Source organism: Spirosoma sordidisoli, assembly GCF_004138325.1.
GTDB lineage: Bacteria > Bacteroidota > Bacteroidia > Cytophagales > Spirosomataceae > Spirosoma > Spirosoma sordidisoli.
Window position 1 is genome coordinate 1,409,604 of the sequence record NZ_SBLB01000001.1, and the last position, 23,305, is coordinate 1,432,908.

25 protein-coding genes and 1 riboswitch are annotated in these 23,305 nt (G+C 58.2%); of the genes, 16 read left to right on the plus strand and 9 right to left on the minus strand.

Annotated elements, in window-relative coordinates; translation table 11 throughout:
* The first annotated feature begins 109 nt into the window (after window positions 1–109).
* From EQG79_RS06050 to moeB, 8 genes are all read left to right on the plus strand, one after another.
* Window positions 110–307 (plus strand): hypothetical protein, encoded by a 198-nt coding sequence (locus EQG79_RS06050; protein ID WP_077924033.1) that lies wholly within the window; start codon window positions 110–112, stop codon window positions 305–307.
* Window positions 308–600: 293 nt separating this feature from the next.
* A riboswitch (TPP riboswitch) is annotated at window positions 601–692 on the plus strand.
* Window positions 693–820: 128 nt separating this feature from the next.
* Window positions 821–1,024 carry a sulfur carrier protein ThiS gene (thiS, locus tag EQG79_RS06055; RefSeq protein WP_077924032.1) on the plus strand — a complete coding sequence of 68 codons (204 nt, stop codon included), beginning with the start codon at window positions 821–823 and terminating at the stop codon, window positions 1,022–1,024.
* A 2-nt stretch (window positions 1,025–1,026) separates the two neighbouring features.
* Window positions 1,027–2,904: a phosphomethylpyrimidine synthase ThiC gene (thiC, locus tag EQG79_RS06060; protein ID WP_129600624.1), complete on the plus strand. Its 1,878-nt coding sequence runs from the start codon at window positions 1,027–1,029 to the stop codon at window positions 2,902–2,904.
* Window positions 2,901–3,695: a hydroxymethylpyrimidine/phosphomethylpyrimidine kinase gene (locus EQG79_RS06065; protein ID WP_129600626.1), complete on the plus strand. Its 795-nt coding sequence runs from the start codon at window positions 2,901–2,903 to the stop codon at window positions 3,693–3,695. Before thiC ends, EQG79_RS06065 begins: the two co-directional genes overlap by 4 nt.
* Entirely contained in the window at window positions 3,692–4,327 is a 636-nt protein-coding gene (locus tag EQG79_RS06070; protein ID WP_129600628.1) for a thiamine phosphate synthase, read from the plus strand. Before EQG79_RS06065 ends, EQG79_RS06070 begins: the two co-directional genes overlap by 4 nt.
* Complete coding sequence (locus EQG79_RS06075; RefSeq protein WP_129600630.1) at window positions 4,324–5,103, plus strand: thiazole synthase; 780 nt, start codon at window positions 4,324–4,326, stop codon at window positions 5,101–5,103. The genes EQG79_RS06070 and EQG79_RS06075 overlap by 4 nt, the downstream gene beginning before the upstream one ends.
* On the plus strand, window positions 5,100–6,236 hold the full coding sequence (gene thiH, locus EQG79_RS06080) for a 2-iminoacetate synthase ThiH (RefSeq protein ID WP_129600632.1): 1,137 nt from the start codon (window positions 5,100–5,102) through the stop codon (window positions 6,234–6,236). Before EQG79_RS06075 ends, thiH begins: the two co-directional genes overlap by 4 nt.
* Complete coding sequence (gene moeB / locus EQG79_RS06085) at window positions 6,233–7,348, plus strand: HesA/MoeB/ThiF family protein (protein ID WP_129600634.1); 1,116 nt, start codon at window positions 6,233–6,235, stop codon at window positions 7,346–7,348. The genes thiH and moeB overlap by 4 nt, the downstream gene beginning before the upstream one ends.
* Here moeB and EQG79_RS06090 read toward each other — a convergent pair.
* Window positions 7,286–7,882 carry a thiamine phosphate synthase gene (locus EQG79_RS06090; RefSeq protein WP_129600636.1) on the minus strand — a complete coding sequence of 199 codons (597 nt, stop codon included), beginning with the start codon at window positions 7,880–7,882 and terminating at the stop codon, window positions 7,286–7,288. The two genes, moeB and EQG79_RS06090, sit on opposite strands and share 63 nt — an antisense overlap.
* 98 nt (window positions 7,883–7,980) lie before the next feature.
* Between EQG79_RS06090 and EQG79_RS06095 the strand changes: the two genes are divergently transcribed.
* From EQG79_RS06095 to EQG79_RS06105, 3 genes are all read left to right on the plus strand, one after another.
* A complete protein-coding gene (locus tag EQG79_RS06095; RefSeq protein ID WP_129600638.1) occupies window positions 7,981–9,120 on the plus strand; it encodes an acetamidase/formamidase family protein in 1,140 nt (379 codons plus the stop codon).
* A gap of 202 nt (window positions 9,121–9,322) precedes the next feature.
* Window positions 9,323–9,583, plus strand: coding sequence for a hypothetical protein (locus EQG79_RS06100; protein ID WP_129600640.1), 261 nt, complete (start codon window positions 9,323–9,325; stop codon window positions 9,581–9,583).
* Window positions 9,584–9,621: 38 nt separating this feature from the next.
* Window positions 9,622–10,020, plus strand: a complete 399-nt coding sequence (locus EQG79_RS06105; protein WP_129600642.1) for a DUF5991 domain-containing protein — start codon at window positions 9,622–9,624, stop codon at window positions 10,018–10,020.
* A gap of 358 nt (window positions 10,021–10,378) precedes the next feature.
* On the opposite strand, the gene EQG79_RS06110 is transcribed toward EQG79_RS06105, so the two are convergent.
* The 3 genes from EQG79_RS06110 to EQG79_RS06120 are packed head-to-tail and all read right to left on the minus strand — an operon-like array spanning window position 10,379 to window position 14,116.
* The gene (locus EQG79_RS06110) at window positions 10,379–11,398 is read right to left on the minus strand and encodes a glycoside hydrolase family 5 protein (protein WP_240699283.1); all 1,020 of its coding nucleotides are present in this window, start codon (window positions 11,396–11,398) and stop codon (window positions 10,379–10,381) included.
* A gap of 12 nt (window positions 11,399–11,410) precedes the next feature.
* Window positions 11,411–12,202, minus strand: coding sequence for a 3-keto-disaccharide hydrolase (locus tag EQG79_RS06115; protein ID WP_077924021.1), 792 nt, complete (start codon window positions 12,200–12,202; stop codon window positions 11,411–11,413).
* A gap of 30 nt (window positions 12,203–12,232) precedes the next feature.
* Window positions 12,233–14,116, minus strand: coding sequence for a heparinase II/III domain-containing protein (locus EQG79_RS06120; RefSeq protein ID WP_129600644.1), 1,884 nt, complete (start codon window positions 14,114–14,116; stop codon window positions 12,233–12,235).
* Between the two features lie 205 nt (window positions 14,117–14,321).
* On the opposite strand from EQG79_RS06120, the gene EQG79_RS06125 reads away from it, so the two are divergent.
* Together EQG79_RS06125 and EQG79_RS06130 are read left to right on the plus strand one after the other, a co-directional pair.
* Entirely contained in the window at window positions 14,322–15,326 is a 1,005-nt protein-coding gene (locus EQG79_RS06125) for an NAD(P)/FAD-dependent oxidoreductase (RefSeq protein WP_077924019.1), read from the plus strand.
* 51 nt (window positions 15,327–15,377) lie between these two features.
* On the plus strand, window positions 15,378–15,698 hold the full coding sequence (locus EQG79_RS06130; protein ID WP_077924018.1) for a 2Fe-2S iron-sulfur cluster-binding protein: 321 nt from the start codon (window positions 15,378–15,380) through the stop codon (window positions 15,696–15,698).
* Between the two features lie 73 nt (window positions 15,699–15,771).
* Here the strand turns inward: EQG79_RS06130 and EQG79_RS06135 are convergent, their stop codons facing one another.
* The gene (locus EQG79_RS06135; RefSeq protein WP_129600646.1) at window positions 15,772–16,275 is read right to left on the minus strand and encodes a RidA family protein; all 504 of its coding nucleotides are present in this window, start codon (window positions 16,273–16,275) and stop codon (window positions 15,772–15,774) included.
* Between the two features lie 109 nt (window positions 16,276–16,384).
* Between EQG79_RS06135 and EQG79_RS06140 the strand changes: the two genes are divergently transcribed.
* Window positions 16,385–16,750: an SPW repeat domain-containing protein gene (locus tag EQG79_RS06140; RefSeq protein WP_129600648.1), complete on the plus strand. Its 366-nt coding sequence runs from the start codon at window positions 16,385–16,387 to the stop codon at window positions 16,748–16,750.
* A gap of 117 nt (window positions 16,751–16,867) precedes the next feature.
* On the opposite strand, the gene EQG79_RS06145 is transcribed toward EQG79_RS06140, so the two are convergent.
* Window positions 16,868–17,389, minus strand: a complete 522-nt coding sequence (locus tag EQG79_RS06145) for a GNAT family N-acetyltransferase (RefSeq protein ID WP_077924015.1) — start codon at window positions 17,387–17,389, stop codon at window positions 16,868–16,870.
* A gap of 104 nt (window positions 17,390–17,493) precedes the next feature.
* Between EQG79_RS06145 and EQG79_RS06150 the strand changes: the two genes are divergently transcribed.
* Window positions 17,494–19,218, plus strand: a complete 1,725-nt coding sequence (locus EQG79_RS06150; protein ID WP_129600650.1) for a M14 family metallopeptidase — start codon at window positions 17,494–17,496, stop codon at window positions 19,216–19,218.
* 58 nt (window positions 19,219–19,276) lie between these two features.
* Here the strand turns inward: EQG79_RS06150 and EQG79_RS06155 are convergent, their stop codons facing one another.
* Entirely contained in the window at window positions 19,277–20,431 is a 1,155-nt protein-coding gene (locus EQG79_RS06155) for a serine hydrolase (RefSeq protein WP_161492818.1), read from the minus strand.
* A gap of 321 nt (window positions 20,432–20,752) precedes the next feature.
* On the opposite strand from EQG79_RS06155, the gene EQG79_RS06160 reads away from it, so the two are divergent.
* Window positions 20,753–21,319 carry a putative glycolipid-binding domain-containing protein gene (locus EQG79_RS06160; protein ID WP_077924012.1) on the plus strand — a complete coding sequence of 189 codons (567 nt, stop codon included), beginning with the start codon at window positions 20,753–20,755 and terminating at the stop codon, window positions 21,317–21,319.
* A gap of 4 nt (window positions 21,320–21,323) precedes the next feature.
* Here EQG79_RS06160 and EQG79_RS06165 read toward each other — a convergent pair whose 3' ends face one another.
* The gene (locus tag EQG79_RS06165; protein ID WP_077924011.1) at window positions 21,324–22,238 is read right to left on the minus strand and encodes a helix-turn-helix domain-containing protein; all 915 of its coding nucleotides are present in this window, start codon (window positions 22,236–22,238) and stop codon (window positions 21,324–21,326) included.
* Between the two features lie 48 nt (window positions 22,239–22,286).
* Entirely contained in the window at window positions 22,287–23,150 is an 864-nt protein-coding gene (locus EQG79_RS06170; RefSeq protein WP_129600652.1) for an SDR family oxidoreductase, read from the minus strand.
* Window positions 23,151–23,305: the final 155 nt, after the last annotated feature.

The following is a 23,305-nucleotide window of genomic DNA, read 5'->3' on the forward strand; positions in this document are numbered from 1 at the left end:
ACCATAAACAACATGCTGAACAAATCTGACAGAAGCGGTCATCGTCGGTTTTGTCAGGCTGCTGTATAGCCTGCTGGTTGCGTAACCCTCTGTTTAGCCACCTTTTGTTATGGTCACGAAAAGAAAGCAGATAATCCGGGTCGTCTTCGACGTGCTCGATGAAATGAAAAACCAGCTTCGGCTGAATGAAGACTTATCCGTTGCGGCCACCGACCCCGACGAAGCCATTGACTGGGTGTTTGCCGAGATGCAGCGCCAGTTCAACCGTTCCGACATCCGCCTGTCGCGGGTGCGGATCGATGCGTAAGAACGTCAGGTTCTCAGCCACCACGAACGACGAAACAGCCGCTATGGAGTCGGCGCCGGGCTGGATGACGACGAGTAACACAAGATTCTTGTAGCAGTGCCCAGCCCCGACCGTCTGCGTCGGGGCTGCTGCTTGTAGGCCCCCTCCTGTTGATCTACTCTCCCCTGTCTTTTTTACTGATAAGCCATGCAGCAAATAGTACTCACCCAGCAACAGACTACTATCTCTACCAATTTATTAGTCATCGAAAAATAGATTATTGAAAATCATTTCTACATTTGTCTTGCTGAAAAGCGAAGCTTTAGGGGTGCCCGTACGGGCTGAGAGATCACCCTTTGAACCTGAACAGGATAATACCTGCGGAGGGAAAAGCGAGACAATAGATTCCTGTAGTGGCTCTGTGCGCGTAGCGCTACAGTAGGCCTGCTCCTATTTTTTCGCCTTCTTTTTCCGGTTTATCCGCGCGGTTCGCTCCCTGGCTTGTGCTTTTCTATGCGCTGAAGCACAGGTTCCATGATTGTATTCGTCAATAACCAGTCCGTAGAAACGCCCGATACGGCATCGCTCGAGAGTCTTCTCGCTCAACTGGCTATGGCCGACCGCAAAGGCATAGCCGTAGCGGTCAACAATGCCATTGTGCCCCGCACGGCCTGGGCACAGCTTGCCCTGTCGGGCAGCGAAAAAATTACCATTCTACAAGCAACCCAGGGAGGATAACGATGAGCCAGAAAACCGAACAACTGCCTTCGCAGCAGACCATTACGCGCCAGCCCCTGACCGGTTCGCGCAAAATCTACGTGCCCGGCCAACTCTACGACATCCGCGTGGCCATGCGCGAAATCACCCTGTCGGATACGGTCACGCAGGTGGGCAACCGGAAAGTCAGCCAGCCCAACGCGCCCGTAACGGTGTATGATACCAGCGGCCCCTATACCGACCCCGACGCCAGCATCGACCTGCAACTTGGCCTGGACCGATTGCGCGAACCGTGGATCCGGGACCGGGGCGATACCGAACAGCTGACGTCGTTTTCGTCGGACTACTGCAACCAGCGACTGGCCAACCCCGATCTGGACGCCCTGCGGTTTGCTCACATCCGGTTTCCGGTGCGGGCCAGGGCGGGCCAGAACGTGACGCAGCTCCATTACGCCCGCAACGGCATCATTACCCCCGAGATGGAGTACATCGCCATTCGGGAAAATCAGCGGATCGATACCCTCAATGATCAGTCGTCGCTCTGGAAACAGCACCCGGGCAACAGCTTTGGCGCCAACACCCCCGCTCCCTACATCACGCCCGAATTTGTTCGGCAGGAAGTAGCCGCCGGACGGGCCATCATCCCGGCCAACATCAACCACCCCGAGAGTGAGCCGATGATTATTGGCCGTAATTTCCTGGTCAAGATCAACACCAATATCGGCAACTCGGTTGTGTCGTCGGGCATTGACGAAGAAGTCGAAAAAGCCGTATGGAGCTGCCGCTGGGGTGGCGATACGCTGATGGATCTATCGACGGGCAAGAACATTCACGAAACCCGCGAGTGGATCATCCGGAACTGTCCGGTGCCCGTCGGCACGGTACCCATCTATCAGGCTCTTGAAAAGGTAAACGGGAAAGCCGAGGCCCTGACCTGGGAGCTGTTTCGGGATACGCTCATCGAGCAGGCCGAACAGGGGGTCGATTATTTCACCATTCATGCCGGCGTATTGCTGCGCTATATTCCGCTGACGGCCCGGCGCGTGACGGGTATCGTTTCGCGGGGGGGCAGCATCATGGCCAAGTGGTGCCTGGCCCACCATAAGGAAAACTTCCTGTATACGCATTTTGACGAAATCTGCGAGATCATGAAGGCCTATGATGTGTCGTTCTCGCTGGGCGACGGACTGCGCCCCGGCTCCATTGCCGACGCCAACGATGCGGCTCAGTTTGCCGAACTCGAAACCCTGGGCGAGCTGACTAAACTTGCCTGGCAGCACGATGTTCAGGTGATGATTGAAGGCCCCGGCCACGTTCCCATGCACCTGATCAAGGCTAACATGGACAAGCAGCTGCGGGACTGTAACGAAGCCCCTTTTTACACGCTCGGCCCGCTCACAACCGATATTGCCCCCGGCTATGACCACATTACGTCGGGTATTGGCGCGGCCATGATTGGCTGGTTCGGGACGGCCATGCTCTGTTACGTTACGCCCAAGGAACACCTCGGCCTGCCGAACAAAAAAGACGTTAAAGATGGAGTTATCACCTACAAGATTGCCGCCCACGCGGCCGATCTGGCCAAAGGTCACCCCGGGGCGCAGTACCGCGACAACGCCCTGAGTAAAGCCCGTTTCGAGTTTCGCTGGCAGGACCAGTTCAACCTCTCGCTCGATCCGGATACGGCGCGGGAGTTCCACGACGAAACGCTGCCCGCCGAAGGCGCCAAAACCGCCCACTTCTGCTCGATGTGTGGCCCGAACTTCTGCTCTATGAAGATTACGCAGGACGTTCGTGACTACGCCGACCAGAACGGCCTGGCCGATACCGACGCCCTCGATCAGGCTATGCAGGTGAAAGCAAAGGAGTTTGCCGAACAGGGAAGTCAGCTTTACCTATGACCGCATCGCGCACCTGGCCACCGGTTCAGCACGAACGCCCTTACGCACTGTCTATTGCCGGACTCGACCCCAGTGCCGGAGCGGGGCTGCTGGCCGATGTGAAAGTTATGGAAGCTCTGGAGGTCTACGGCCTGGGGGTTTGTACGGCCCTGACGATGCAGCATGATGCCGATTTCAGGGCCGTTGAGTGGGTCGCGCTGGATTCGATTATCGCCCAGTGTATGCCGCTGGCTGACCGCTACCCGGTTTCGGTCGTCAAGATCGGCCTGGTTCAGTCGCTGCCGGTGCTGGCGGAGCTGACCGACTGGCTAACCCAAACGTGGCCCGGCCTGCCCATCATCTGGGACCCAATCCTGAAAGCCTCCGCGGGCTTCGATTTCCACGCGATGACCAGCCAGACGCTGCTGTCGACCCTACTGCCCCGGCTGAGCCTGCTAACCCCCAACGTGCCCGAGGTGCAGCAGCTAGCCGCCACGGATGAAGCCGTCCGGGCCGCCAGGACGCTCAGCGTGTATTGCCCGGTTTATCTCAAAGGCGGTCATGCGGAACCGATCAACGGCGTAACAACCGACAGGTTGCTGAAGGATGGGCAGGAGATCGCCAGGTTCCCGGCTCCGTTCCTGCCGGATGGCGAAAAGCACGGCAGTGGCTGCGTACTCTCGTCGGCCATTGCTGCGGGCCTGGCCAAAGGACAACCGCTACCAGAGGCTTGCGCTACGGCGCGTCGCTACATGAATCAATACCTGGCCAGTAGCCCCGGCTTGCTTGGCTTTCACCAGTCGCTCCCATGAAAATAAGCCAGTTACACTATATCGTCACCCAACCGGAACAGGCCGAAATCGCCTGCCGCGCCGGTGTCGACTGGATTCAGCTTCGGCTAAAAAACCGACCCTATGCCGACTGGAAGGCAGTAGCGCAGGATACCCTCGCGGTTTGTCGGCACCATAACGCCCGGCTGATTATCAACGACAACCCAATCCTGGCGGGCGATATCGGAGCCGACGGCGTACACCTGGGTCAGGACGACATGCCCGTGCCAGACGCGCGGGCGCTCCTGGGCGATGGGTTCCTGATCGGGGGCACCGCCAACAGGCTCGACACCATCCTGACCCACTACCGGCACGGCGTCGACTACGTTGGGCTGGGGCCGTTTCGGTTTACGACAACGAAAGAAAAGCTCAGCCCCATTCTGGGTCTGGCAGGCTACCAGGCGATCCTGTCGGCCTTGCAGAGTCGCTTCCTTTCTGTGCCCATTGTTGCTATTGGCGGTATTACCCTGGCCGATGTGCCCGCGCTGATGCAAACCGGTCTGCACGGTATCGCCCTATCGTCGGCCATCAGCGGAGCCAGCGACCCCGCCCGCCAGACCCGCCTTTTTCTGGATCAGCTCTCACTCTCTACCCTCTCTTTTCCACTGACATGATCACCCAGCCTTTCGTCATTGCCGGCCAGTCGTTTTCATCGCGGCTGTTCACCGGCACCGGTAAATTCGGATCCACCCAGCTGATGGAAGAGGCCCTCCTGGCCTCGGGTACGGAGTTGGTAACGGTAGCGCTGAAACGGGTAGACGCCTATACCCATCAGGACGATACCCTCGTCCACCTGACCCACTCCCGGCTGCGCCTGCTGCCCAACACCTCGGGCGTACGAACGGCCCGTGAAGCTGTTTTTGCGGCCCAGATGGCTCGCGAAGCACTCGAAACCAACTGGTTAAAGCTCGAAATCCACCCCGACCCCAAATACCTGCTTCCCGATCCGATCGAGACGCTGAACGCGGCCCGGGAGCTGGTAAAGCTCGGCTTTATCGTTCTGCCCTATATCCATGCCGACCCTGTTTTGTGCAAGCGGCTGGAAGAAGTTGGGGTAGCGGCCGTGATGCCGCTTGGCGCCCCGATCGGTACGAACAAAGGGCTGCGAACAATCGATTTCCTGAAAATAATTATTGAGCAAAGCCGGGTTCCGGTTGTGATTGATGCAGGTTTGGGGGCCCCGTCGCACGCGGCTGCGGCTATGGAGCTGGGGGCCGATGCGGTGCTGGTCAATACCGCTATTGCCGTTTCTGACGATCCCGTACGCATGGCTACTGCCTTCAGGATGGCCGTTGAGGCCGGTCGGCTGGCCTACGAAGCCCGGCTGGCCCGCCCCGCAACCACCGCAAACGCCAGCAGCCCACTCACCGCTTTCCTGGACGAACTATGACCTCCAAACCCTGGTTTGAGGCCCACGACTGGACAACCGTTCAGCGTGACATTTACGCGACGACGCCCCGGCAGGTGGAGCAGGCGCTGGCCACTAGTCGACGCACACTCGATGATTTCAGAGCCCTGATTTCGCCGGCCGCCCAGCCTTACCTGGAACCGATGGCTCAGCTCAGTCATCAGCTGACGCAGAAACGGTTCGGGAAAACGATGCAGCTCTACGCGCCCCTCTACGTATCCAACGAATGCCAGAACATCTGTACGTACTGCGCCTTCAGCCTCGACAACCGGATTGCCCGGCGCACCCTGACCGCCGAGGAGCTACTGCGGGAAGCGCAGGCCGTCCGGGCGCTCGGTTATGAACATATCCTGCTGGTAACGGGCGAGGCCAACCAAACGGTGGGGGTTCCGTACCTCAAACAGGCCATCCGGCTGCTGCGCCGAATGTTTTCGCATATCTCGATGGAGGTGCAGCCGCTCGACCAGCCGGAGTACGAAGAGCTGATTAGCGAAGGGCTGAATACGGTACTGGTCTATCAGGAAACCTACAACCGCAGCACCTATAGAAATCACCATCCGAAAGGCAAAAAATCGAACTTTGCCTACCGGCTCGAAACGCCCGACCGGCTCGGCCAGGCAGGTATTCACAAAATTGGCCTGGGCGCCCTGCTGGGACTCGAAGACTGGCGCACCGACAGCTTTTTTACGGCCGCTCATCTGCATTATCTCGAACGAACCTACTGGCAAACCCGGTACAGCGTTTCGTTTCCGCGGCTGCGCCCGATCGACCTTCGGCAAAACGGTGCCATAACGTCGAAGTCGTTCGAGCGGTGTATGTCTGACCGGGATCTGGTGCAATTGATCTGCGCCTACCGGCTGTTCAACGAAGAGGTTGAGCTCTCGCTTTCGACCCGCGAAACACCCCGCTTCCGGGACCATGTGTTGCGGCTGGGCATCACGAGTCTGAGCGCGGGCTCGAAAACGAATCCGGGCGGCTACGTCGTGGAGCCCCAATCGCTGGAGCAGTTTACCATCTCCGACGAGCGCAGCCCTGCCGAGATAGAAGCGGTTATTCGGCAGCATGGATACGAACCAGTCTGGAAAGACTGGGATAAAACGTTTATGCCCCTATGACTCCGGAAGAAATCAACCGATACAACCGCCACATCCGCCTGCCGGAAATCGGTTTGGCCGGGCAGGAACGGCTTCGGCAGGCACGGGTGGCGCTGATCGGCGCGGGCGGGCTGGGCTGCCCGGTGGGGCAGTACCTGGCCGCTGCCGGCGTGGGCAGGCTGGGCATCATCGACGGCGACCGGGTGGAAGCCAGCAACCTGCAGCGCCAGATTCTCTTCGCCCCCGAGCATATTGGCCAGTCCAAAGCCGACGTAGCGGCCCGGTGGCTGGCCCGTCAGAACCCGCATATTGAGGTGATATCCCATGCCGTATTTCTGGATCGGACCAACGCGCTGGAGTTGCTGGCGCCTTACGACCTGATTATCGATGGATCCGATAATTTCGCAACCCGCTACCTGGTCAACGATGCCTCCGTGTTACTGGGCAAACCACTGGTAGTTGGGTCTATCTACCAGTTTGAAGGGCAGGTCAGCGTTTTCAACTACCAGAACGGGCCTACCTACCGCTGCCTGTACCCCGAAGCGAGTGAGCTGGCGACCTGTAGCGAGGTAGGGGTCCTGGGCGTATTGCCCGGTATGACCGGCTGCCTGATGGCCAACGAAGCGATCAAGCTCCTTACGGGCATCGGCACGTTGCTCAGCGGAACGGTGCTGGTTTTCAACGCGCTGACCTGCTCGTTCGATACCTTTTCGTTTACGGCTAATCCGGCCAACCGAACCCTGAAGTCGCTGCCCGAGCCGGTGCCGGTTTGTGCGGACATGTGGCCAGAGATCGGGCCGGAGGAGTTGCCCGACTGGTTACAGCGAACCGACAAGCCCCTGTTGCTGGATGTACGGGAGCCGGCTGAGTACGAGCAGGACAATATAGGTGGGCAGCTGCTGCCGCTGGCCGATCTGTTACAACACCCCACCCAGGTACCCGCCGATCGACCGGTTGTTATTCACTGCCAGTCGGGTGGGCGAAGCCGGCAGGCGGTTCAGTTTTTATGGCAGCGGGGCTACCGGAACGTGGTCAACCTGCGCGGAGGTCTGAACGCCTGCCGAAGCCGGTCAGCGACCTACGGAAGCCTTTATCTCGGTCAGCGCCCCAACCGGATCGGGTTGCTGCCATAGTCCACCCATCAGTGCGGCTCCGTCAAATCCGGCCTGTCTGACCAGGGCTACGTTTTTGGCCGTGATGCCTCCCAGCCCAATCAGCAGCGGCAACTGGGTATGCTGCTCGCGCAGGGCCAGTAGCTGACGCCCGATGGTATCCAGGCTGACCGACGGGCCGTAGCCAGGCTTGCTGATACTGGCGAACACCGGACTGTAGAAGACCATAGAAACGCGCCCGGCCAGGTTTGCCCACTCGCTAAGGTGATGAATACTGGTCGAGAACGGAGCAGCTTCGCGGCCCGTCAGCCACTGCCGGTCGGCTTCTTTCACATGCCATCGGAACGGAGGGCGAACCGCATCGGGCCGGCTGGCCGACAGCAGCACCGAGGCCTGTTTATCGGGCGGTAACCTGTCCGGCGAGGCTTCCTGCACGGCCGAACGCCAGTACAGAAAGTCAAGCCCGTTAGCTAACAGAGCCGCCAGCGTCGGTATGTCCTGACTCTGGGGGCTGCCGTCGGTTATGCCGACCAGCAGGAATGAAGGTGCGCTCATGGGGGCAAATGTAGCTGTTCAGGCCCCGTCGGGCTTTCCCGGGCGCGGTCTATTTTCTATCTTAGAAGCGTCTCCCCCTTTACAAACCAGACAACCTGATGAAAACGTCCCGACGTCATTTTTTACGCCGAACCGGCCAGCGCGGTCTGGCGGCTTTATCGGTGGCTGCGCTGCCGGCCGGTGCCAGCCCGCTGCTGACCAGCCAGTCGCCCTTACCGGCTTCTCCAGCCACCGCCATCAAGCCCGACCACGTAATTCGGTCGTTGCCCGAAAATATGGTATGGGGCTACTTCGGGGCCGATGTACCCACGGTTTATACCGTGAAAGACGGCGATGTGGTCGAGATTCAGACGGTCAATCCATCGGGCGTAAGCCGCACCAATCCGGACGAGTTTTACACGAAGAACAACCTGCCCATCGACGCCCACGCGAAGGAGGTGATCGCCATCATGAAGAATGTGAAGCCCGAGCCCTCCGGCATTCGCGGCCATATGCTGACCGGCCCTATCTACATCGACGGCGCGCAACCCGGCGACACCCTGGAAATCCGCATCCTCGACCTGACGTTCCCGGCTGGCTTCGGGGTAAACAGCGTATGGCCCGGTGGCGGAGGTATCCCCGACGCCGTCACCTCGCGCGAAACCTTTGTCTATCGCTACGACAGCAAACGCCGGGTGGCGGTATTGAAAGAAGGAGTCGAAATTCCGCTGAAACCATTTATGGGCGTTATGGCCCTGTCTCCGCCCCCCGAAACCGGCCGGGTCAGCTCCATCCCACCGGCTTTTTTTGGCGGCAATCTGGACATCAAACACCTCACCAAAGGCACTACCCTCTTTCTACCCGTCTCGGTACCGGGGGGTCTCTTTACCACCGGCGACGGTCATGGCGCGCAGGGTAACGGCGAAGTCAGCGGAGTCGCTATCGAAACGTCCCTTACCCTGACGGCCCGATTCATTGTGCACAAAGGAAAAACGCTGAAGATGCCCCGTGCCGAAACGCCCACTCACTTCATTGCCGTCGGGCTCGACAAAGACCTCAACAAAGCCATGAAAAACGCGCTCACGGAAGCCGTCACGTTCATGAAAGAAGAGTTGGGGTTTACCTTTAACGAGGCTCTATCCATTGCCAGCACCGGTGTCGACTTTGAAGTAAGTCAGGTGGTTGATCAGACACTGGGCGTTCATGCCATGATCCCCAAGTCCATCTTCACCAAACGCAAATTCTCTTACTGGACGTAACAACTACCTTGGTCCGTGTCTCCACGGACCAAGGTGATCAGCCGACCGAACCCCAGTGTCGGCTGACCACCGACCGCCCGTCTCCAACAAACCAGTGCGTATTCATGTTAAAATGAAATAGTCAGCATTTGTTTCGCGAACTGGCCGATAACGCCCGGCTTCTACAACGGCTGGCGCACATGGTCTCAACGGTATCGTTCAGATGGATCTATCGAAGCTGTTTGGTCTGATTACGCCACTCGTCCTGCTGTCGCTGATGGGCCTGATCATGATTCTGTATGGGTTTGTCGATATGAAGCAGGAGAATAACGTACTCCAGTTTTTCTTCGGCATTCCGCTCATGGCGGGCGCCCTTGGGCTCCACTGGCTCGTTCGGCGGGCTGTCCGCTATGACACGCGCTACGTCTGGATTATCGAGTCCATCATGGTGGCCTTTATGTGGTACGCTTTTAACCACTCCTGATGGCGGCCTCCCGATCTGCTCACCAAACCTCCACGCTTATGCTTCGCTCCGCTTTGTTTGCTGGTTTTCTGCTCATCTCTGCCCTTCTCGTCGGCTTTCAGTCGACAGACAGCTGGCTGGGCAAATGGTCGGGTGAGCACCCCGATGGCGTCACGTATACCATCACCGTGAAAGACAAGTACAAGGGCATGAACCTGTGCGACGTACACGCGCAGGGCATCCAGACCTTCTATCACCTCGAGTGCTGGGCAACCGGTACCCCAACCACGCTGAAGGTCTATTACCGCTCCACCACCGACGGCGCTTTCTACGCCAAAGACCGGGTTAAGCTGAACCAGCCGCTTTTCATCCTGCAACGGGATAAAGGTAAAACGAACTGGCAATGGCAGCAGATCTTCGACGGAAAAATACCCGTTCGAAAAAAAGCGTCGGCATAAATACCGACGCGATTCATGAACCCAAACGGCAGGGTTCACATTGAGGGCTGTCTATGAATAGGTCCGGCATTCATGCCGGGATATATTATCCACGAATACGGCATCGGCATAAATGCCGATGCTAGTCATGAACCCAAACGGCAGGGTTCGCATTGAGGGCTACCGATGAATAGGTCCGGCATTCATGCCGGGATATATCATCCACGAATACGGCATCGGCATAAATGCCGATACTAGTCATACCTCGCCCTGAGCGGAATCCGGACCGGGGCGAATCATGAATAGGCCCGGCATTCATGCCGGGATATACGATATACAAACGGGATATATTATCCACAAACACAACCCGGCAAGCGCATTACCGGCGAGTTGCCTGCTGTTGCAGGGCTTTTTTGAAGTACGTTCCCTGGCGGGTAGGTTTGTAGGTCCAGTCGGTAAAGAGCATGGGAGCCCACTGCGGGTCGAACACCCAGACGATGTACGAAATGCCGTTCGCGTCGCAGTACCGCGTGATGGCGTCGCCGTACGATTCGTCACTGATGACCGGCACATGAGCGCCTTTGTCGTCGGGACCACAGAAGCCGATTTCGGTCAGGATCAGCGGGTATTTCTTGGCCACAAAGCCCCAGTCGGCCGTCCATTTATCCTCCCAGGGCTTTTCGCGTTTCATCGGATACGGATGGCTCACGTAGCCGATTCCCTCGGCATTGATCGGACTGCCGGCAACGTCCCGGAGGTCATAGGCCCAGTTAAAACCCGCCACCAGCGGAATCGCTTTGCCGCCGTTGGCCCGGATAATAGTGATGGTTTCTTCCATCAGCGCTTTCCACTCGGCCCAGCTGCAGGTACCCAGTTTGCCGCCCATGACGGTAGGCTCGTTGAAGAGTTCGAAAAAACCAACGGTCGTGTTGTCTTTGTAATGATCGGCTATTGTCCGCCAGAACTCGAACGTTTCCCGGCGGGTGGTTTCGTACATGGGGTTCTGGTACATCTCGTTTTTGAGGTTACCGATGGTATGCCAGTCGATGACCACGTACAGCCCCAGTTCACCGGCCCAGGCCACGCCTTTGTCGAGCAGCTGGAGGTACTGAGCTTTACCCCGGTTGCGCCAGGCAGCCGGATGAACCGGAAACCGAACGATGGTAGCGCCCCAGCGTTTCATCTCTTCAAAATACGACCGGTCCCAGTGGCCACTCTTTTCCAGCTTATCGGGATCGCTGGCATTCAGACCCTGAAAAACCACCGGCTTCCCGTCGGCCGTAACGAAGGCGTTACCCTGAACCCGCAGCCGGCTGAGGGGCGTAGCGGGCTGAGCCAGGAGCTGACCAACCACCAGAAAAAAGCCGAGAGCCAGACCCGGCACTGAAAACCTCATCATCAGACTGGTCGCTTAAAAATCAGTGTCGGCTTTGGCCAGATCCATGTCCTTGATCCAGAGATTGCGGTACAGCACGTTATGCCCTTCGGCCTGTAGTTTCAGCCCACCGGGGGTTTCGGTGATGCCTTTTCCGCCATCGTTACCGCCGTCGATACCCGAGTTGGGCCCGCCCCAAACCTGTTTGATGGCATGGTTGGTATGCACTTTTTTTCCGTTGAAATACATAGTTACCAGCGGCCGCTCGGTTAGTTTCCCGTTTTCGAAACGCGGAGCGCGGTACATGATGTCGTAGGCATTCCACTTGCCGACGCCGTTGTAAGCGTAATAAGGCGAGGGCGTTTCGTTGATGACCGCGCCCATACCGTGGGAGGTGGTGTCGCCGTCGAACACCTGAATCTCGTACCGATTGTGGAGATAAACGCCACTATTACCGCCCGGCTCCGGAATGAAAAACTCGACGTGAATACGCGCATCGCGGTAGTTCTTCTTCGTCACGATGTCAGCGGCACCGTACTTGCCGCCTGCGCCGGCCGGGTCGTTGGTATTCAGCACCATGCCTTTCCCCGCGGGGTCGGGCACGAGAAACCATTTGATGGGGAGCGTAGCTGCCAGACGCGGTCCCTGCCAGTACGTCCACTTATCGTCGAGGGTCTGCCGCTTCCCGTCGAACAGGATATCGGCGCCTTTGGGAGGCTTCGTTCCAACGCCGAGCGGCTCTTTGGCCTGGGGAATCATGGCAACACTACCAGCCAGCAACAGCAGAGCCGGTAAAACGAAAGCGGGTTTGCGAAGGAATGTCAACATAGACTTGGGAGGTTACAAGATAGGTTTAGGTTATGGCCACTGTTGAAGCGGTTGTACGGGCCGGGCCGATTTGGCAGCCGCCCGCTCGGGCAGCAGCGACACGGTCAGGACACCCTGAGCACCGGCCGCTACGGGTACCTCAAAGGTCAGCAGAGTTGTGCCGGGGTTGGGCGCATCATAGTCGTGGTTTGGTTCGGCGGGGGCGGTTTTTAGCGTCACGGCGGCCGGTTCCTGCACCTGAACAATGAGTTTCTTCCCGTTTTTGGTCAGTTCGGCGCGGTTGTTTCCGACTACGGTTACGGCAGCCGTTGTGAGCAGGGTCCAGCGGATGGTAGCCGGACTGGCAGCGGCTTCGACTTCGTCACGCACCACCACATAATCCTGGTCAACGATCGCAATACCCCGGCTGGCTTTGGCCAGTGAGCCGCTGTAGAGCGAACTGAGGTCGGTCGTGGCGTGCATGAACCCGGCCGATCCCGATGAGCGGGTAATGGGCGCGTAGCCGTCAACCCGCTGCAGACCATTATTGACGGTGAGGGTATTGTGTACGGCATTGCCGTAGCGGTAGACCTCCCAGCGCTGCGAATCCTGCTCCTTACCCCATATTTTGATGCCTTTCGACTCCAGCGAGTTGTAATCCTGCATGCCCAGGTCCATAGCCCACCGAACGCCATCGGCTTCCATCACGAACGAACCGGCATCCATATGCGCGTGGTTAACCGACGGCGACCCGCCTTTCATCCCGACATAAACAGCCGCCGGATCGGTCCAGGACGAGCGCATCAGCGCCACCGGGTTTTTCCCCTTGCCGATCCACAGCGTCGACGCGGGCGCCGGAATGGAGTTGACCCGTATGCCCCCGTTCCAGAGCATGATGGCCGGCAGCAGCCGGTCTCTGACCTGGCGGGCGGGGTCTTCCGTCAGCAGCCGCCCCCGCTCTACCCAAAGCAGCGACGGATTCTTCGTTTTCGTAGCGAACCAGAACATGGCCGGCTGCAGGCTACCGCCCGTACCCGCGTCGGAGTAGTTGAACGAGCTGCCCGTCGGTCCCGTCATATTGGCCATATACTCCGCCGTTTTCAGGAAGCCGGGCTGGTTCGACAGGCCAAAATCGCGACCGAAGGCTTTCTCCATAGCGCTGATGTACATAACGTTGAAGCTCGTACCGTACCCCCAGTAGCCGTATCCTTCGGGATAGGCGCCGTCGGGACCGTAGTCGCCCATCGACAGGACGATGGTTTCGACAGAGCGGTTCAGGATCGTACGGGCCAGCTCGGGCTGATCTTCGTAGATAGCCAGGGCGCCATAGGCCATACCCGCGTTGCAGACCTGGTTCCAGTTGTGCGTTGCTTTCAGCCAGCTGTTGTAACGGCTGTCGAGCGAGGGTTCGATTCCTTTTTTCAGAATGGCCGTTTTGATGGCGGTTCGGGACGCGGCCGACAGATCGTTGTAGAGCCAGTCATAACCGATCCCGGCGGCCATGGTCATTTCGGCCACGTCGAGAAAATGTGACGGGTTCCAGTCGCTGAAGGCCGATATGGCGAGCAGTTCTTTCTCGGCCCGCTCCAGGTACGGCCGCTGTTTGGTCGTTCGCCAGGCGTATGATAGCAGAAAGAGCCGGCGCAGGGCCTCGCGCGATTTATCGAGCAGCCGCCGGCCAATCTGAATCCGTTCTACCGGGGCTACCGCGATCAGCTTGTCGCATTCGGCCAGCATCGCCTGGTGCAGGCCGTTCCAGGTTTTATCGGCGCGGAGGGTCTGCTGAATGGTCGCTTCTTCGCCAGCCAGCATCAGGATACGCGGATGGGCGGGCAGTTTGGTGGCTGCAGTGATGGGCTTGTCCTGAGCCTGCAGCGCCGGGCCGCAGAGAACAACCACCGTAAGTATTCGAAGGTAAATGGAGAGGGACTTCATGAAACGCTGATTTAGTCAGAAAAGCAGTCAGTCCCCTATTTATACCGGCAATGTATTCCGGCTTGTTATCCCTCATCACGATTTGTGATGCCTGCTGGCGACCCGGCCGGGCTACCTTTACGGCGAATTAATCACCTCATCCGGGTGTTTTACCAATAGCGTTGGTGTCCTCCAAACAGGCCACTGACCGAACCTCGTACCAACAATGATTACGACTGATATATGCATTATTGGCGCAGGCCCCGTTGGTCTGTTTGCCGTATTTGAAGCGGGTTTGCTGAAAATGCGCTGCCACCTTATCGACGCCCTGCCGCAGGTAGGTGGTCAGCTTTCGGAGATCTATCCGCACAAACCGATCTACGATATTCCCGGCTATCCGGCCATCAACGCGCAGGATCTGGTCGACAATCTGATGGAGCAGATCGAGCCGTTTCACCCAACGTTTACCCTCGGCGAACGCGTCGATGCGCTCGAACGCCAGCCCGACGAGTCGTTCATCATCACGACCAACGAAGGCACCGCCGTTCACTGCCAGGTGGTGGTCATTGCGGGTGGACTCGGTTGTTTCGAGCCCCGCAAACCCGAGATCGAAAACCTCGAGCAGTTTGAAGGCAAAGGCGTAGCGTACATGGTCAAGAACCCCGAGCAACTCCGCGACCGGCGGGTGGTGCTGGCCGGTGGTGGCGACTCGGCCCTCGACTGGACGATCTTTCTGGCCAATGTAGCCAGGGAAGTAACCCTCGTTCACCGCAGCGACACCTTCCGGGGGGCGCCCGACTCGGCCGAAAAGGTGTTCGAGCTGGCGCAGCAGGGTAAGATCAACCTCGTTCTGCAATCAACGATTACGAGTATCAACGGAAACGGCCACCTGCAGGAAGTCAACATCACGGCCAAAGACAAGACGGTGCGGACGCTGGAGGCCGACAACCTGATTCCGCTGTTCGGCCTGACGCCCAAGCTCGGCCCGATTGCCGACTGGGGGCTCAGCATCGACAAATCGGCCATCAACGTCGATACCACCGACTACTCGACCAACGTGGAACGGATCTACGCCATCGGCGATATCAATACCTACCCGGGCAAGCTGAAGCTGATTCTGTGCGGGTTCCATGAGGCTGCGCTGATGTGTCAGAGTGCGTTCAAATACGTACACCCCGAGCAAAAACTCAGCTTTAAATACACAACCGTCAATGGCGTTCCTGCCTTTTAGTTAAGCCGGTCTGACTGCCAGCAATGGGTAGTCAGACCTTACCATACCGTTATGATTCAATTCACTGTAGAAGACCGCGACGGCACGCGGCAGACGCTGGAGATTCCGGAAGGCATCAACCTGAGCCTGATGGAAGTGCTGAAAGCCTCTGAGTACAACATCCTGGCTACCTGTGGCGGGCTGGCTCTCTGCGCCACCTGCCACGTACAGGTGCTGGCCGGACTCGATGCCCTGGCTCCCGCCCAGGACGCCGAACTCGACATGCTCGACACCCTACCCGATGCCGACTCCGACAGCCGCTTAGCCTGCCAGCTCCGGGTCGACGAACGACTCGAAGGCGGCCTCTTCCGGATTCGGGGCGCCGAGCAGTAACCATAACAGACAATAGCGGGCGTGGTGGCATGACGTTATGTCGGGCATCGCGCCCGCTCCGTGTTCACTCTCTCTACTCTACCTCCACGACCATTTCGATCTCGACGGCGTAGTTGGATGGCAGCGCGGCCATACCCACCGCCGACCGGGCGTGTTTGCCTGTATCGCCAAAAGCGGCTACGAGCAGGTCGGAACAGCCGTTGATTACCTTGGGCTGATCGCCAAAGTCGGGCGAGGAATTGACGAAGCCCGTCACCTTCACAATCCGCCGGACCCGATCGAGGTTTCCCAATTCAGCTTTCAGACTCGACAGCAGCGCGATCGTTGCCTGCCGGGCGGCTTCGTAGCCCTGCTCTACAGTCAGATCGACACCCAGTTTACCGGTTGTTGTGGAGACATGGCCGGCCAGGAAAACCAGATTGCCGGTGCGGACGGCTTTGACGTAGTTAGCCATCGGCTGAGCGGGCGGGGCCAGGGTTATACCCATTTTGGCCAGCGTTGGCTCAATCGACTGGGCATTGGCAACGACGGAGGCTGTCAGCATCGACAGCAGGAGAAAGACTCGTTTGGGGTTCATCAGACAGGAGAATCAGGCCGGAAAAATAGGCAAAAGGACCGAAACCGCAGTTGAATTAACCCCCGCCCGCCGTTAGCAGTTAGGTCTTTGCAACTAACTCAACGACAACATGAACAAGCCAATTTCGAGACAACAACACGGCCTGGCCGACTACACCTACGCGCCCCTGGTAGCCACCGCCCCCGAAACCCTCGGGTTCTCCGACAACCAGACCGCTACAAACCTGTGCCGACTGCTGGGGGGTGCCGTGCTGGCCGCCACTCTGCTCACCCGCGCCGAGTGGGGGCTGGTAAAAGCCATTCCGTTCAAAACCCACCTGACGCTCGACGTCATCAGTGGTGCTCTGGCAGCAGCGGCCCCCTGGCTGTTCGGCTTCTCGGGCAACACCCGCGCCCGCAATGCCTTTCTGGTCATGGGCGCGACCAGCCTGGTTGTGGGTGGGGTACTAACCCAGCCCGACGAAATGCCCCGCTAAGAAAGTTGTTTGATACCTGTACGACCCGGCCCGGCAGAACCGAAGTAGTTCTGCCGGACCGGATTTGCTGAGTCGAGCCTGCTCCTGTCCGGCAAAGGCCCAACCCGACTACGGGCTTTAACTCACGGATTTTTCCAGCACGATAAACGAGAGCGGCACTTTAGGCATACCGAAGCGCGGGTCATCCATCGGAAACGGTTTAGTCTCACCCGTGGCGCTGTACCCACGCCGTTCGTACCAGGCTACCAGTTCGGTACGTTGCGGAATAACGGTCATGGTGATGGTGCGGCACTGCCAGTCCCGGGCCATTTCTTCAGCGGCTGCCATGAGCTGCTTACCAATGCCCCCAGCCTGCGCATCGGGCGATACGGTCAGCATACCCAGGTACAGACTGTCGCCTTTTTTTTCCAGATAGACGCAGCCCAGCAGCTGATCGGCCATGCGGTAGGTCAGGATGGTAGCCAGAGGATTGTCAAGCATAGCTTTCAGCGACTCGTCATCGGTGCGGATACCGCCGAGCAGATCCGCTTCGGTGGTCCAGCCCCGGCGCGAGCTGTCGCCCCGGTAGGCGCTGTTAACCAGTTGATTCAGGATTGAGACATCGCCTTCGGTGGCCGGCGAGATAGACGGATTGTTCATGGTGCAAAGATAGGGAACCCTTCCGCACAGGTGCTTATCCTCTCCATAGCAGCCGGTCGGGTCGCCATTTCCGGGTAACTTAGGGGCGTCTATTACAACCTGCTATGAAAACCTCTGTCTGCCTGCTCGCCTTCCTGCTGACCACAGCCGCTCTTGCCCAGACCCGGCCCGACCTGATCACCCCCTACGAACGAAGCCAGGGTCGACAAACGGCAACCTATGCCGAAATCATCGATTACTACCGCCTGCTCGATCGGCAGTTCGAGCAGGCCAAACTTGTCGACGTGGGGAAAACCGACGTAGGTCAGCCCCTCCACGTGTTTCTGCTCGCGGCCGACAAGGTCTTCACTGCCCGGCCCGACCGCGTCACCCTGCTGATCAACAACGGCATTCACCCCGGCGAACCGGAGGGAATCGATGCCTGTCTGATGATGGCGCGCGACCTGCTGCTGACTAATAAACTGCCCAAAAACGTCTTGCTGGCCATCGTACCGGTGCTGAACGTAGGCGGCTGTCTGAACCGGGGCGTATCGCGGGTAAACCAGAACGGGCCGGAGACCTATGGCTTCCGGGGTAATGCGCGAAACCTGAACCTCAACCGCGATTTCATTAAGGCCGATGCCGAAAACACCCGCTCGTTCCAGGCCCTGTTTCAGCAGCTGAAGCCCCAAGTACTGATCGACAACCACACCAGCAACGGCGCTGACTACCAGCACGTGGTCACCTATTTCTCCACCCAGAAAGACAAGCTCCACCCGGCTCTGTCGGGCTATATGACGAAGACCTTTCAGCCCGATCTGGACAAGGTACTGACGGCCAGAGGATTTCCGCCCGCGCCTTACGTCAACCACCCTAAAGACACACCCGAAAGCGGGCTGCTGGGCTATAACGACTCACCGCGCTACTCAACGGGCTATGCGGCTCTGTTCAACTGCTTTGGCTTCACCCTCGAAACCCATATGTGGAAAGACTACCCGGCGCGAGTCAAAGGGAGTTATGCCTTCGACGAGGCCGTTCTGCGCCTGTGCGAGCGAGACGCCAGTCAGATTCTGGCCAACAAACGACGCGCCGATGCCGCCGTTAGCCAGCAGACGACCTTTGCGCTCAACTACCGGCTCGACCGCAGCCAGACCGACACGATCACCTTTCTGGGCTACGAAGCAGGCTATAAACCCAGCGAGGTATCGGGTCTCCGCCGATTGTATTACGACCGTAGCAAACCCTTTACCAAACGGATTCCATACCAGAACACCTTTGTAGCCGATCTGGAGCTGACCAAACCCCAGGCCTACCTGATTCCGCAGGCTTGGTCTGAAATTCTGGCGCTGCTGAAACGGAACGGGGTGCAGATGAAACGACTCACCAGCGATACCCTGATCACCGTTTCAGCCTACTACCTCGACGAGTACCGCACCAGTCCGCGCCCGTATGAGGGCCACTACCCGCACTCGGGCGTGAAGGTCAGGACCGAAACGCAGCGTATTCAGTTTTACAAAGGCGACTACCTCATCCCGACCAATCAGCCGGCCAACCGGTACCTGATCGAGACGCTGGAGCCCCAGGCACTGGATTCGTTTTTCGCCTGGAATTTCTTCGACAGCATCCTCGACCAGAAAGAATATTTCTCCGACTACATCTTCGAAGACACAGCCGCGGAACTGCTCCGCAACGATCCGGCCCTTCGTCAGAAACTGGCCGATAAGCGAGCGTCTGACAAAGCCTTCGCCGAAAACGCCGACGCGCAGCTCTCGTTCATCTATAAACAGACACCCTATTTTGAAAAGACCGTCAATCGCTACCCGGTTTTCCGGCTGGAACGCGCCCGGTAAAAGCTTCCAACGGCCTGACCGGGTTTGATTCCTCTACCCCATCAGGCCGTTTAGCTGACTAGTTGTACCAGGCGTCGAAAGCGGCTACTACGTCGGTCCATACGCTCGTACCTGCTTTCGGGTCCGAGTTGACCAGTACCGCCACGTAGACTTCATTCCCGAAACCAAACACCCACGCGCCCACTTCGCCCGAGTTCAGGGAAGCCGGGTAGCCCCCGTTTTTCATGACGTATTTGATCCCCGTGTTGGTCAGTATGTTCGCGTTGTCGTACCCCAGCGTGTCCCGGCGCATGGCATCGGCCACCGACTTGGGCAGAATCTTGTAGGTATGATGCAGGGCGTTCATGAAGGTTGCCATCTGCAGGGCCGACATGTTCCAGCCGCGCTCCGCATTGGTCAGGGTCATATCGCCCCAATCGGTACCCTTTCCGTCAGGAGCGGCCCATTTGTAGCACAGCGCCGGGTTGGCATCGGTGGGTTTGCAGGCCATGTTGGGGGCTATCCCGATCTTATCGAACACGTTGAGCTGGCAGTAGTTCATGTACGCATCGGTATACTCCTGCGCCTGCTTCTGCTCGACCTCGCTGATTTTCTGAGCCGATGCGTTGGCTGGCATGGGCGTGATGGAGTAACCGCCGACCAGGTTGGGAATCAGGAACCGCATGAGCGCGAAGTTCATGTTCTGATAGTTGTACGTCAGCCGGGGTGAGGTAGCCCCAACGACCATAGCCGCTTTCAGCGAAGCATAATCCGAAGCCACGTTCTTGGGAAAGCCACTGCGCATGGCCAGTAACTGGCGGAAGGTAATGGTTTTGATGCTCTTGTGCAGTGACCAGTGTTTGGGCAGGTAGGCCCACATGGTTGAGTCGATGTTGATATTTTTGGCGTTGAGCGCGTGCAGCAGGGCCGCGGCCGTAACGGTTTTGCTGACGCTGGCCACGTTGATTTTGTCGCCTACATCCATCTTGCGTTCGGGCGCATCGGCGGCCCGGCGGGCATTGCCTCCGGCGCGGGAAGCCCGCAGCGAGCCGTCGGCAAACACCACAATCTGGTACCCCATCACGTCGGGTTTGATACGCGCTTCAATGTCGTTGGCCAGGGCGTCTACGTCGAGCGATTTACCATTTTTACCCACGTTGGCAGTGGGCTCGCAGGCGGTCAGCACCGCAGCCAGGGCAAGCAGGCTGATGACTGAGTTAGAAAAGGTTTTCACGGGCAGTTTTGGTTTAGTATGTCCGGGGCAAAGGTACCGCAGCTGCCCACGGCCCCACAAGCGCATAAAACCCTGTCCTGATGGCGATTAGTACGGATTCTTGTAGTCAAGTATTCCTACGTATCAACCCATGTATTTACGTAAGGATAAACATATAGACCAATGCTGGTTCGATCGTTCAGCGCCCTGGCACTACCAGGATTCGGGCCATAACCGGTATTGGAGACGGGGCTTAACAGTTGGCCCGCAGATTCGTTAAAGAATCACGAGCCGGCTAAGGCTGTAGACGAAACGCTTCGACCACGACATCCCGTCACGACTATGCAGACAACCCTGCTCTGGGCAGGCCTGGAACACCCGTCGCTGGAACACTGCCTGATCACGGCCAGCGCTACCGGATTTGAGATCCATTCGGTGATTGTAGGTCTTGCCGACCTCGGCCCGTATCGCGTAGACTACACGATCACAACCGATGCCTACTGGCAAACGACAGACTGCCAGCTCCTGATGCAGCTGGATACCCAGACCAGGCAACTACACCTTCGTCGCGATGGAAACGGGAACTGGCTGGCGAATAACGAGAAGATGACGGCCTGGCGGGGCTGTACCGATGTCGATATTTCGTTGACGCCCTTTACCAATACCTTACCGATCAACAGGCTCCGGCTGGCTGACGGACAGGCTGAGCGTATTCACGTTGTTTATATCGATGTGCTGGCTCAGCAAACCGCGGCCGTTCATCAGCGCTACACCCGACGCTCGGCCACCGCTTACCAGTACGAGAATGTACCCAACGATTTTGAGGCAACGATTACCGTTGATGGCGCCGGGCTCGTAGTCGATTACCCCGGTCTGTTTACCCGACACGCACAACGCCAGACCGGCTAATGGGCTAATTGAACGAATGGCGGAAGGCCAGCGGAGACGAACGGGTCTTGTTTCTGAATAATTTGCTGAACGACTGCGGGTGTTCAAACCCCAGCCGGTAGGCGATTTCACTGACCGACAAATCGGTGGTCGACAGCAACTCTTTCGCCTTTTCGATCAACCGACTATGAATGTGCTGCTGAGGAGCCTGCCCCGTCAGCGACTTCAGCAGACTGCTCAGGTAAGAGGGCGACAGATTGAGCTGATCGGCCATGTAGGCCACCGTAGGCAAACCCGATCCGAGCAATTCGTCGCTGTCCAGATAAGCCGCCAGGGTTGCTTCAAACCGATCCAGCACATGGTGGTTGGTGATCCGGCGGGTAATGAACTGCCGCTGGTAAAACCGGTCCGCGTAGTTGAGCAACACCTCGAGCTGAGCAATGATGATGTTCTGGCTGAAGGCATCGATAGAGGCCTGGTACTCCTGCTGAATCTGCCGGATGATGTTGACAACCACGGCTTCTTCCTTCTCCGACAGGAACAGGGCCTCCCGGATGGAATAGTCGAAATAAGCGTGTTGCCGAATGGTTTTGGCCAGCGCAGTACGCCACAGAAAGTCGGGGTGAATCATCAGCAGCCAGCCGGTAGGCTCGGCGGGTTCGTCGGTCGTTACGGTAAGAACCTGACCGGGAGCCAGAAACACCATCACGCCATCGTCGAAATCATACGGCTGCTGGCCGTAGTTCAGCCGGCCGTTGAAATTCCGTTTCAGCGCGATCGAGTAAAAATTGTTCACAATAGCTTTCGGCCTGTCGATCTGCCGCGGTCTGATATCATCGAACCGGACCACGCTAATGAGCGGATGGTCGGGCTTCGGAAGACCCGCAAACTGATGGTAGGCAGATATGGTATCGATGTGATGAAGCGGTCCGGTTGTCATGATTCTATCAGCTTGTAGCCAGTCCTGGTATCGGCAAGGCCCGGCATGTTACCTGGCATAGAGCGTTGCTAGTCCGTCGCGGAGGGGGGTGGGCCTACGACCCAGCAGCATCTCCAAATCCGGGCTGACCCGGTCTTCCTGCCCATTGGCAATATCGGTGATAAACCCGGTGATTCGGCGGGCTACCACCTCGCTCAACCCGCGCCCAAGCAGCTGCGTTTCAAACGTGGCTGGCGCTGCCGGGGTGTAAGTTACCACCTTATCCGACAGATTCGAAAGGAATTCGGCTACATCATAAAACGAGTAGGATTCGCTCCCCGTCAGCAGGTAGGTCACGTTGCCGTCGGTGCGTCTGGCCAGCGCGTTGGCAATGGCTTCGCCCATCTCGCTTCGAAGGGCAAACGCAACCCGGCCCTGCCCGGCTGGTACGTAGATACCCTGCTCAAAAACGGCATCACCACCCAAAAACTGCGGCAGAGCGTCCATGTACAGCACGTTCTGGAACAGGGTGTAGGCCAGCCCACTGGCTTTGATATAATCTTCGGTCTGAAAATGGCCGTTCATCAGCTGGTTGACCAGCGTAGCCGGCTCTTTCAGGGCCCGACTCGTGTAGGCAATTCGCCGAACCCCGGCTTTTCTGGCTGCGTCTACCACGTGCTGGTGCTGGCGAACCCGGTTTTGCTCGTCGGTGCCCGCAATCAGGAGTACGGTTTCCATACCCACCATAGCGTGGTCGAGGGCCTCCGTATCGTCATAATCACCCCGGCGTATCGTTACGCCCTGTTCGAGCAGATGGGCGGCCTTATTTTCGTCCCGCACCAGGGCAAAAAGCTGGCTGGCCGGTACGAGTTGCCGTAGCTGCCGGATAACGGCAGTACCCAGCTGGCCGGTGGCTCCGGTTACTAAAATCATAGCGTTGCTTTGTTTTGTTTAGGACAAAGGTCCGCCGGATTGTGTCCGCAAACGTAGCCGGATTTGTGGTAGTTGTAGCCGAATCGATGACCGGGCCGGGCTGATACCGGACCGGCCTATACGCCAACCGGCCCAGGCGCTGATTCGTACAGAAC